Source organism: Variovorax sp. CF313 (assembly GCF_000282635.1).
Classification (GTDB): domain Bacteria; phylum Pseudomonadota; class Gammaproteobacteria; order Burkholderiales; family Burkholderiaceae_C; genus Variovorax.
On the sequence record NZ_AKIW01000051.1, the window covers coordinates 34294 to 43436 of the forward strand.

The window sequence follows — 9143 nt, forward strand, 5'->3', positions numbered from 1 at the left end:
TCATATCGAGCGGAAATTTCAGCTTTCCTCGTGTCCGCGCGAGGAGTCCCATTCATGAACAACCCCTCGATCCTCTACCCCGTATTCGCCCTCGCCGGCCTCACTGGCCTGGTGCTGCTGCTCATCCCCATCGTGCGCATCCGTGCCGTGCGGCGCCGCGAGGTCCGGGGCATCGATTTCAAGCTGGGCGAATCGGCTGCCGTGCCCGACGCCGTGCGTATCCCGAATCGCAACTACATGAACCTGTTGGAGCTGCCGGTGCTGTTCTATGTGGTGTGCCTGCTCTTCTACGTGGCGGCGCTTCCCACGCCCGCGGCGATCTGGCTGGCCTGGGTGTACGTCGGCCTGCGCGCGCTGCACAGCGTGGTGCACCTGACCTACAACCACGTGATCCACCGGCTGGTGCTGTTCGCCGCGAGCAACGGCATGCTGGTGGTGCTGTGGGTGATGGCTGCCGCCCGGTTGGTGCGCTAGCCATGAACGTGCGAGTTCATTCCTGAAACGCATCAGGTCCTTCCATATTTTCACTAGGCAAGCGCGCGGGATTCGCAGATATTGGCCGGGTCCTCCTTTCTCCTCCTTCCCGGAGCGCGTCCATGTCCGAAGCCAACACCTCCCCCTCCGTCCCCACCGAAGTCGAGCAGCTGCTGCAGCGCCTGGGCGTGCCCCCCGAGGCCCACACCGGGGGCGCGCTGACGGTGCGCTCGCCCGTCAGCGGCGAGGTCATCGCACAGGTGCCGCAGACCACGCCGGCCGAGGCCACCGCTGCCATCGGCCACGCGCACGAAGCCTTCAAGGCCTGGCGCAGCGTGCCGGCCCCGCGCCGCGGCGAGCTGGTGCGCCTGCTCGGCGAAGAGCTGCGCGCCGCCAAGGGCGACCTCGGGCGCCTCGTCACGCTGGAGGCCGGCAAGATCCCGTCCGAAGGCGCGGGCGAAGTGCAGGAAATGATCGATATCTGCGACTTCGCGGTCGGCCTCTCGCGCCAGCTCTACGGCCTCACGCTGGCCACCGAGCGCGCCGAGCACCGCATGATGGAAACCTGGCATCCGCTGGGCGTGTGCGGCGTGATCTCGGCCTTCAACTTCCCGGTGGCCGTGTGGTCGTGGAACGCGGCGCTGGCGCTGGTGTGCGGCGACTCGGTGGTGTGGAAGCCTTCCGAGAAGACGCCGCTGACCGCACTGGCCGTGCATGCCATCGCGAAGCGCGCCGTCGCGCGCTTCGGCGATGCGCCCGAGGGCCTGCTCGGCCTGCTGCTGGGCCAGCGTGACATCGGCGAGGTGCTGGTCGATGACCATCGCGTGCCGATCCTCTCGGCCACCGGCTCGACGGCAATGGGCCGCCAGGTGGGACCGAAGCTGGCCGCGCGCTTCGCCCGCGCGATTCTCGAACTCGGCGGCAACAACGCGGCCATCGTCACGCCCTCGGCCGACCTCGACCTCACGCTGCGCGGCATCGCGTTCGCTGCCATGGGCACGGCCGGCCAGCGCTGCACCACGCTGCGCCGCCTGTTCGTGCACGACAGCGTGTACGACGCGCTGGTGCCCAAGCTTGCGAAGGTTTATGGCAACGTGCAGGTGGGCGATCCGCGCGAGGCCGGCACGCTGGTCGGCCCGCTGATCGACCGCGCAGCCTTCGACGGCATGCAGAAGGCGCTCGGCGAAAGCCGCGAGGCCGGCGCCACGGTGCACGGCGGCCAGCGCGTCGAAGGCCTCGGCACCAAGGACGCGTACTACGTGCGCCCCGCGCTGGTCGAGCTGAAGACGCACGACGGCCCGGTGCTGCGCGAGACCTTCGCGCCCATCCTCTACGTGGTGCGCTACAGCTCGCTCGATGAGGCCATCGAATGGCACAACGCGGTGGGCGCGGGCCTGTCGTCGTCGATCTTCACGCTGAACGTGCGCGAGGCCGAGCGCTTCATGTCGAGCTCGGGCTCGGACTGCGGCATTGCCAACGTCAACATCGGCCCGAGCGGCGCGGAGATCGGCGGCGCCTTCGGTGGCGAGAAGGAAACCGGCGGCGGCCGCGAAGCCGGCTCCGACAGCTGGAAGGCGTACATGCGCCGTGCGACGAACACCATCAACTACTCGACGGCATTGCCCCTGGCGCAGGGCGTGACCTTCGACATCGGAGAGTAAGACTCACCCCAGGCTTCGCGCACTTCGTGTTGCTGCGCCAACCCCCTTTGGGGGGCGGCATCTGCGGCCCGGCGAAGCTGGTTCCGCGATGTCCCGCGAATCAAGAATAACCACCAGGAGACAGAAGACATGAGGACGAGATTCAAGACCATCGCCGCCGCAGCATCGCTCGCGTTCGCATTGGGCGCCGCCGCGCAAACCGCCGGCGGCACGCTCGACAAGATCAAGGCCAGCGGCAAGGTGGTGCTCGGCGTGCGCGAAGCCTCGCCGCCGATGGCCTACATGCTGGGCGCGGGCGAGAAGTACGTGGGCTACCACGTCGAGCTGTGCGAGCGCGTGCTGAAGGACATCGTGCCGCAGGCGAAGCTCGAATACATGGCCGTGACCGCGCAGAACACCATCCCCCTGGTGCAGAACGGCACGCTCGACATCGGCTGCGGCCCCACCACCAATAACACCGCACGCCAGCAGCAGGTGGCGTTCGCGCTCACCACGTACGTGAGCGAAGTGCGCATGGCGACCAAGGTCGACTCGGGCATCGCCAACCTCGACCAGCTCGCGGGCCGCAACGTGTCGGCATCGACCGGCACCACCGCCGTGCAGCTGCTGCGCAAGCGCGAGCGCGCGCAGAACGTCTCGTACAACACGATGCTCGGCAAGGACCACCTCGAGAGCTTTCTGCTGATGGAGTCGGGCCGCGCCGACGCCTTCGTGCTCGACGACAACCTGCTGGCCGGGATCATCGCGAACTCCAAGAACCCCGCGGCCTACCGCATCGTGGGCGAGCCGCTGGGCTCGGAGCCGATCGCGCTGCTGTTCCGCAAGGACGACCCGGCCTTCAAGGCCGCGGTGGACGATTCGCTGCGCCGCATGATGAAGAGCGGCGACCTGGAGAAGATCTACGCCAAGTGGTTCGTGGCGGCCATCCCGCCGAAGAACACGAGCCTGAACCTGCCGATGAGCACGGCGCTCAAGCAGCTGATGCTCGAACCCAACGACAAGCCACTGGAGGCCTACGCCAAGTGACCACGGACACTGTCGTCTTCTCGCCGGCGCAGCGCGTGCGCGCCATCGGCGTCTCGGAAATCCTGCGCATCACCGACCACGCCAACGCGCTCAAGCGCGCGGGCCGTCCGGTGATCGTGCTGGGCGCGGGCGAGCCCGACTTCGACACGCCGCAGAATGTGCGCGACGCGGCGGTGCGCGCCATCGGGCGCGGCGACACGCGCTACACGGTGCTCGACGGCAGCCCGGCGATGAAGGCGGCAGTGCAGCTGAAGTTCAAGCGCGACAACGCGCTCGACTTTGCACTCGACGAGATCAGCGTGAGCGCAGGCGCCAAGCAGGTGATCTTCAACGCGCTGATGGCCAGCCTGGACCCGGGCGATGAAGTCATCCTGCCCGCGCCGTACTGGACCTCGTACGCCGACATCGTGCAGATCTGCGGCGGTGTGCCGGTGCCGGTGGCGTGCACCGAGGCGAATGGCTTCCGGCTCGATGCCGCGCAGCTCGAGGCGGCGATCACGCCGCGCACGCGCTGGCTGTTCGTCAATTCGCCGTCGAACCCGAGCGGCGCGGCCTACAGCGCGGCGCAGCTGAAGCCGCTGTGCGAGGTGCTGCTGCGGCATCCGCAGGTGTGGGTGCTGGCCGACGACATCTACGAACACATCCTCTACGACGGACTGGCATTCGCGACGCCGGTGGCGGTGGAGCCGCGCCTGCGCGAACGCACGCTGACCGTCAACGGCGTATCGAAGGCCTATGCGATGACCGGCTGGCGCGTGGGCTACGGCGCGGGGCCGCGCGCGCTGGTCGCGGCGATGGCCGTGGTGCAGAGCCAGACGACCTCGTGCCCTTCGTCGATCAGCCAGGCCGCGGCCATCGAGGCGCTGACCGGGCCGCAGGAGATCGTGGCCGAGCGCTGCGCCGACTTCCAGGCGCGGCGCGACTTCGTGGTGGCCGCGCTGAACCGCGCGCCGGGGCTGCATTGCCGCGTGCCCGAAGGCGCGTTCTATACCTTCGCCAGCTGCGCCGGCGCGCTCGGCAAGCGCACGCGCGGCGGCACGCTGCTGCAGACGGACAGCGACTTCTGCCGCTACCTGCTGCAGGAGTTCGAGGTGGCGGTGGTGCCGGGCAGCGTGTTCGGGCTGGCGCCGTATTTCCGCATCTCGTATGCGACGTCGATGGCGCAGCTGGAAGAGGCATGCCAGCGCATCGCTGCTGCATGCGAAGCCCTCGAATGACCCCGCATTTCTCCCTTCCCCGCTGGGGGAGGGCAGGGGTTGGGGCAGGCGGCATGTCAATTGCCGTCGGCTCATCCCACGCCGCTTGCCCCCATCCCAGCCTTCCCCCAGAGGGGGAAGGAGCAAGACCCAACACCTTCATTCCATTGGACACAGCATGACTTCCTCCCGCACCGGCGGCCAGATCCTGGTCGACCAGCTCATCACCCACGGCGTCAGGCAGCTGTTCTGCGTGCCCGGCGAAAGCTTTCTGGCCGTGCTCGACGCGCTGCATGACGCATCGATCGACGTGACCGTGTGCCGCCAGGAAGGCGGCGCGGCGATGATGGCCGAGGCGCAGGGCAAGCTCACGGGCCAGCCCGGCATCTGCTTCGTCACGCGCGGCCCCGGCGCCACCAACGCGGCGGCCGGCGTGCACATCGCGCACCAGGACTCGACGCCGCTGCTGCTGTTCGTGGGCCAGGTCGCGCGCGACGCCATGGGCCGCGAGGCTTTTCAGGAGCTGGACTACGGCGCGGTGTTCGGCACCATGGCCAAGTGGGTGGTGCAGATCGACGATCCGGCGCGTGTGCCCGAGCTCGTGTCGCGTGCCTTCCATGTCGCCACCTCCGGCCGACCCGGGCCGGTGGTGATCGCGCTGCCCGAGGACATGCTGACCGAGGCCGCAGCGGTGGCCGACGCGCAGCCCTACGCGGTGACCGAAACCCATCCCGGCGCGGCGCAGCTCGCCGAGCTGCAGCAGCGGTTGTCGCAGGCGCAGCGCCCGGTGGTCATCCTCGGCGGCAGCCGCTGGTCGGAGCAGGCGGCGCTGCAGTTCGCTGATTTCGCGGCCGCGTTCTCGCTGCCCGTGTACTGCTCGTTCCGCCGCCAGATGCTGATGTCGGCCGAGCACCCCTGCTATGCGGGCGACCTGGGCCTGGGCGCCAACCCGCGCATGCTGGAGCGCATCCGCAATGCCGACCTCGTGCTGCTGGTCGGCGGGCGCCTGTCGGAAGTGCCGTCACAAGGCTACGAACTGCTGGCGATCCCGCAACCGAAGCAGGCCCTGGTGCATGTGCACGCCGATGCCAACGAGCTCGGCAAGCTCTACCGCCCCGCGCAGGGCATTCACGCCACGCCGCGGGCGTTCGCCGAAGCGGTGTCCACGCTGCGCCCCGCGCAAGCGCCGGCCTGGCAGGCAGAGACAAAGACCGCACGCGAAGACTTCCTGCGCTGGAGCGACCCGGCCCCCATCCGCATTCCCGGCCCGCTGCAGATGGGCGAGGTCATGCAGCACCTGCGTGAAGTGCTGCCGGCCGACACCATCTTCTGCAACGGCGCGGGCAACTTCGCCACGTGGGTGCACCGCTTCTGGCCGTTCCGCGCCTTCGCGAGCCAGCTCGCGCCCACCAGCGGCTCGATGGGCTACGGCCTGCCGGCCGGCGTCGGCGCCAAGAGGCTGTGGCCGCAGCGCGAGGTGGTCGTGTTCGCGGGCGACGGCGACTTCATGATGCACGGCCAGGAGTTCGCCACCGCCGTGCAGTACGGCCTGCCGATCATCGTGGTGCTGCTGGACAACGCCATGTACGGCACGATCCGCATGCACCAGGAAAAGCACTATCCCGGCCGCATCAGCGCCACGCAATTGAAGAACCCCGATTTCCGCGGCTATGCCGAAGTGTTCGGCGGCCACGGCGAACGCGTGACCAGCACCGAAGAGTTCGGCCCCGCGCTGGCCCGCGCGCGTGCGAGCTGCAAGCCGGCGATCCTGCACTGCCTGCTCGATCCGGAAGCGATCACGCCGGGCAGCACGCTGCAGTCGATCCGCAAGGCCGCGCTGGCCGCGTCCTGAACAGCGCCGCGGCAGGAAGGCGTCAGCCCAGTCCGTCCGCGTGGCGAGTGGGTATGGGCAGGGCGCCGTCGGGCTGCCGCGCCGCCAGCCGCTTGGCCCGAGCCAAAGGTTCCATCGCCTGTTCGAGCCGCATCGCGAGCTGGTAGAGCTCCTCGTCCCTGGTGTCCGCGGCATGCGCGCGCGTCATGCGCACGATCTCGGCGGCGTATTCGGCGTTGGTGGCCATCCATTCGGTGTCTGTCACGCGCCCGTGCTTTCGCCGAAGCGCCACATGAAGGCGCGCGGCGAGGGCGATGCGTTCGCTTTCGGACATGGATGGCATGCTTCCTCCGTCGGGTGGGCGACTCCCGGGTTCTTCCTGATGTGCAAGATCGGGGCCTGACCGCGCGTGCATGAATTGTGCCGCGCCGTTAACCATCGGAAACACTTTGGTTTGCGAATCGGGCTTTCCGGGCCGGCAAAGCGGGTAATTCCCAATGCACTGAGGCGGTGCGCCCCCTAAAGTCTGCGCACTCGCGAACGGGCCCTGCTCGTGCTGCCGAGGGTCCGAGGAGACAAATCTCGAGCAACTATAAAAATGCTTCCAAGGCTCCGTACGAGATGCCGTGTTTGACTTTGAAGGGCGCCGCTGGTCGGCGCCTTTTTTATGCCCGCGCGCGTCGTGCCCGAAGGGTTTTTCCTCAGTGCCAAATTGACCTCCCACAAAGGCCACGCGTGCACATGAAGCTATATTTTCGATAGCGCCACGAGTGAGACAATCGCCGCCATGGAAATGCTGGTGGTGACGGGCGCTTCGCTGCTCGCGGGTTTTGTCGATTCGATCGTGGGCGGAGGCGGGTTGATCCTGGTGCCGGCGCTGTTTGCCGTGTTCCCGGGCGCGACGCCGGCAACGCTGCTGGGCACCAACAAGAGTGCGTCCATTTGGGGCACGGCAGCCGCCGCGGCCCAGTTCAGCCAGCGGGTGCAGATGCGCTGGGGCGCGCTTTGGCCTGCCGCGGTGCTCGGTTTCGCCGGCTCGATGCTGGGCGCCTGGGGCGTCACGCTATTCCCGGGCGACTTCCTGCGCCGGGCGCTGCCGGTCATCCTGCTGGGCGTGCTGCTCTACACGCTGGCGCGCAAGGACATGGGGCGGATGCATGCGCCGCGCTTCTCCGGCCGGGCCGAGACGCTGGCGGCCTGCACCATCGGCCTGACGATCGGGTTCTACGACGGCTTCTTCGGGCCGGGCGCGGGGAGCTTCCTGGTGTTCCTGTTCGTGCGCTGGATGGGCTACGACTTCCTCAACGCCTCGGCCTCGGCCAAGATCATCAACACGCTGACCAACGCCGCGGCGCTGATCCTGCTGGCTGCCAAGGGCCATGTCTGGTGGCACTACGGGCTGGTGATGGCGGTGGCCAACGTGGCGGGCAGCCTGCTCGGCACGCGGGTTGCGCTGAAGCACGGGGCGGGCTTCGTGCGGGTGGTGTTCATCGTGGTGGTGAGCGCGCTGATCCTGAAGACCGCCTACGACGCGTTCCTGAAATAGCGAAACACGAAAGTCAGCCGATGTCCTCCTCCGAAGCGCCTGCCGAGCCGCCCGTCCCCGTCAGCTTCTGGCAGGCCTTCGGCTATTGGCTCAAGCTGGGCTTCATCAGCTTCGGCGGGCCTGCCGGGCAGATCGCGCTGATGCACCAGGAACTGGTGGAGCGCCGCCGCTGGATCTCGGAGAAGCGATTCCTCCATGCGCTGAATTACTGCATGGTGCTGCCCGGCCCCGAGGCGCAGCAGCTTGCGACCTACATCGGCTGGCTCATGCACCGCACCTGGGGCGGCATCGTGGCGGGAGGGCTGTTCGTGCTGCCGTCGCTGTTCATCCTGATCGCGTTGTCGTGGGTCTACATGGCGTATGGACAGGTGCCGGCGGTGGCGGGGCTGCTCTACGGCGTAAAGCCTGCGGTGACGGCCATCGTGCTGTTCGCGGCATGGCGCATCGGCTCGCGGGTGCTGAAGAACGCCTGGCTCTGGGCGATCGCGGCGGCCGCCTTCGTGGCGATCTTTGCGCTTCGCGTGCCGTTTCCGCTGATCGTGCTCGTGGCGGGGGCCATTGGCTACCTTGGCAGCCGGGTGGCGCCAGAGCGCTTCGCGCCGGGCGGCGCTCACGCCGCGGCGGCCGCCTCGGTCGGTCCCGCACTGATCGACGACGACACGCCGACGCCCGCGCATGCGCGCTTCGGCTGGGGCCGCTTCTTGCGCGTGCTGGGCGTGTTCCTCGCGCTGTGGCTCGTCGCCATCGGCGCCCTCGCGGCACTGTTCGGCTGGCACGGCGCGCTCACGCAGATGGGCTGGTTCTTCACCAAGGCCGCGCTGCTGACCTTCGGCGGCGCCTATGCGGTGCTGCCCTACGTGTTCCAGGGCGCGGTCGACCACTACGGCTGGCTCAGCGCCACGCAGATGATCGACGGGCTCGCGCTGGGCGAAACCACGCCGGGGCCGCTGATCATGGTGGTGTCGTTCGTGGGCTTCGTGGGCGGCTGGAACCAGGCGTTGTTCGGTGGGCAGTCGCTGTTCCTGGCGGGCGCGGTGGCGGCGACGGTGGTGAGCTTCTTCACCTTCCTGCCATCGTTCCTGTTCATCCTGTTGGGCGGGCCGTTCATCGAATCGACGCACGGCAACCTGAAGCTCACCGCGCCGCTGACGGCCATCACGGCGGCCGTGGTGGGCGTGATCGTCAACCTCGCGGTGTTCTTCGCCTGGCACGTGCTGTGGCCGAAGGGCGCGGGCGGTGGCTTCGACGCGGCATCGGCGGCGATCGGGCTGATCGCCGCCGTGGCGCTGTTCCGCTTCAAGGCCGGGGTGATCCCGGTGGTGCTCGGCGCGGCCCTGCTCGGACTGGCCTGGCAACAGGCGCTGCTGCCGCTACTCCAGCGCTGACTATTCCAGGAACACCGCGGAACC

General features: G+C 68.4%; 8 protein-coding genes. 7 read left to right on the forward strand and 1 reads right to left on the reverse strand.

Features of this window, described 5'->3' with window-relative positions; genetic code table 11:
- The first annotated feature begins 54 nt into the window (after window positions 1–54).
- The 5 genes from PMI12_RS14170 to PMI12_RS14190 all read left to right on the forward strand — a co-directional run bounded on the left by PMI12_RS14170 (window position 55) and on the right by PMI12_RS14190 (window position 6209).
- Window positions 55–474, forward strand: coding sequence for an MAPEG family protein (locus PMI12_RS14170; RefSeq protein ID WP_007833526.1), 420 nt, complete (start codon window positions 55–57; stop codon window positions 472–474).
- 122 nt (window positions 475–596) lie between these two features.
- On the forward strand, window positions 597–2135 hold the full coding sequence (gene amaB / locus PMI12_RS14175) for an L-piperidine-6-carboxylate dehydrogenase (RefSeq protein WP_007833527.1): 1539 nt from the start codon (window positions 597–599) through the stop codon (window positions 2133–2135).
- 129 nt (window positions 2136–2264) lie between these two features.
- On the forward strand, window positions 2265–3161 hold the full coding sequence (locus PMI12_RS14180) for an amino acid ABC transporter substrate-binding protein (RefSeq protein ID WP_007833528.1): 897 nt from the start codon (window positions 2265–2267) through the stop codon (window positions 3159–3161).
- Window positions 3158–4378, forward strand: coding sequence for a pyridoxal phosphate-dependent aminotransferase (locus PMI12_RS14185; protein WP_007833529.1), 1221 nt, complete (start codon window positions 3158–3160; stop codon window positions 4376–4378). The genes PMI12_RS14180 and PMI12_RS14185 overlap by 4 nt, the downstream gene beginning before the upstream one ends.
- Window positions 4379–4535: 157 nt before the next feature.
- Complete coding sequence (locus PMI12_RS14190) at window positions 4536–6209, forward strand: thiamine pyrophosphate-binding protein (protein WP_007833530.1); 1674 nt, start codon at window positions 4536–4538, stop codon at window positions 6207–6209.
- Between the two features lie 22 nt (window positions 6210–6231).
- Here the strand turns inward: PMI12_RS14190 and PMI12_RS14195 are convergent, their stop codons facing one another.
- The gene (locus PMI12_RS14195; protein WP_007833531.1) at window positions 6232–6531 is read right to left on the reverse strand and encodes a hypothetical protein; all 300 of its coding nucleotides are present in this window, start codon (window positions 6529–6531) and stop codon (window positions 6232–6234) included.
- A 444-nt stretch (window positions 6532–6975) separates the two neighbouring features.
- Between PMI12_RS14195 and PMI12_RS14200 the strand changes: the two genes are divergently transcribed.
- Both PMI12_RS14200 and chrA read left to right on the forward strand, forming a co-directional pair.
- Complete coding sequence (locus tag PMI12_RS14200) at window positions 6976–7734, forward strand: TSUP family transporter (protein ID WP_007833532.1); 759 nt, start codon at window positions 6976–6978, stop codon at window positions 7732–7734.
- A gap of 20 nt (window positions 7735–7754) precedes the next feature.
- Window positions 7755–9119 (forward strand): chromate efflux transporter, encoded by a 1365-nt coding sequence (gene chrA / locus PMI12_RS14205; protein WP_007833544.1) that lies wholly within the window; start codon window positions 7755–7757, stop codon window positions 9117–9119.
- Window positions 9120–9143 lie beyond the last annotated feature (24 nt).

What these genes read in the sequence shown, in the direction of transcription:
- PMI12_RS14170 (WP_007833526.1), top strand. Translation starts at nt 55, where the DNA reads ATGAACAACCCCTCGATCCTCTACCCCGTATTCGCCCTCGCCGGCCTC.
- amaB (WP_007833527.1), top strand. Translation starts at nt 597, where the DNA reads ATGTCCGAAGCCAACACCTCCCCCTCCGTCCCCACCGAAGTCGAGCAG.
- PMI12_RS14180 (WP_007833528.1), top strand. Translation starts at nt 2,265, where the DNA reads ATGAGGACGAGATTCAAGACCATCGCCGCCGCAGCATCGCTCGCGTTC.
- PMI12_RS14190 (WP_007833530.1), top strand. Translation starts at nt 4,536, where the DNA reads ATGACTTCCTCCCGCACCGGCGGCCAGATCCTGGTCGACCAGCTCATC.
- PMI12_RS14195 (WP_007833531.1), bottom strand. Translation starts at nt 6,531, where the DNA reads ATGCCATCCATGTCCGAAAGCGAACGCATCGCCCTCGCCGCGCGCCTT.
- PMI12_RS14200 (WP_007833532.1), top strand. Translation starts at nt 6,976, where the DNA reads ATGGAAATGCTGGTGGTGACGGGCGCTTCGCTGCTCGCGGGTTTTGTC.
- chrA (WP_007833544.1), top strand. Translation starts at nt 7,755, where the DNA reads ATGTCCTCCTCCGAAGCGCCTGCCGAGCCGCCCGTCCCCGTCAGCTTC.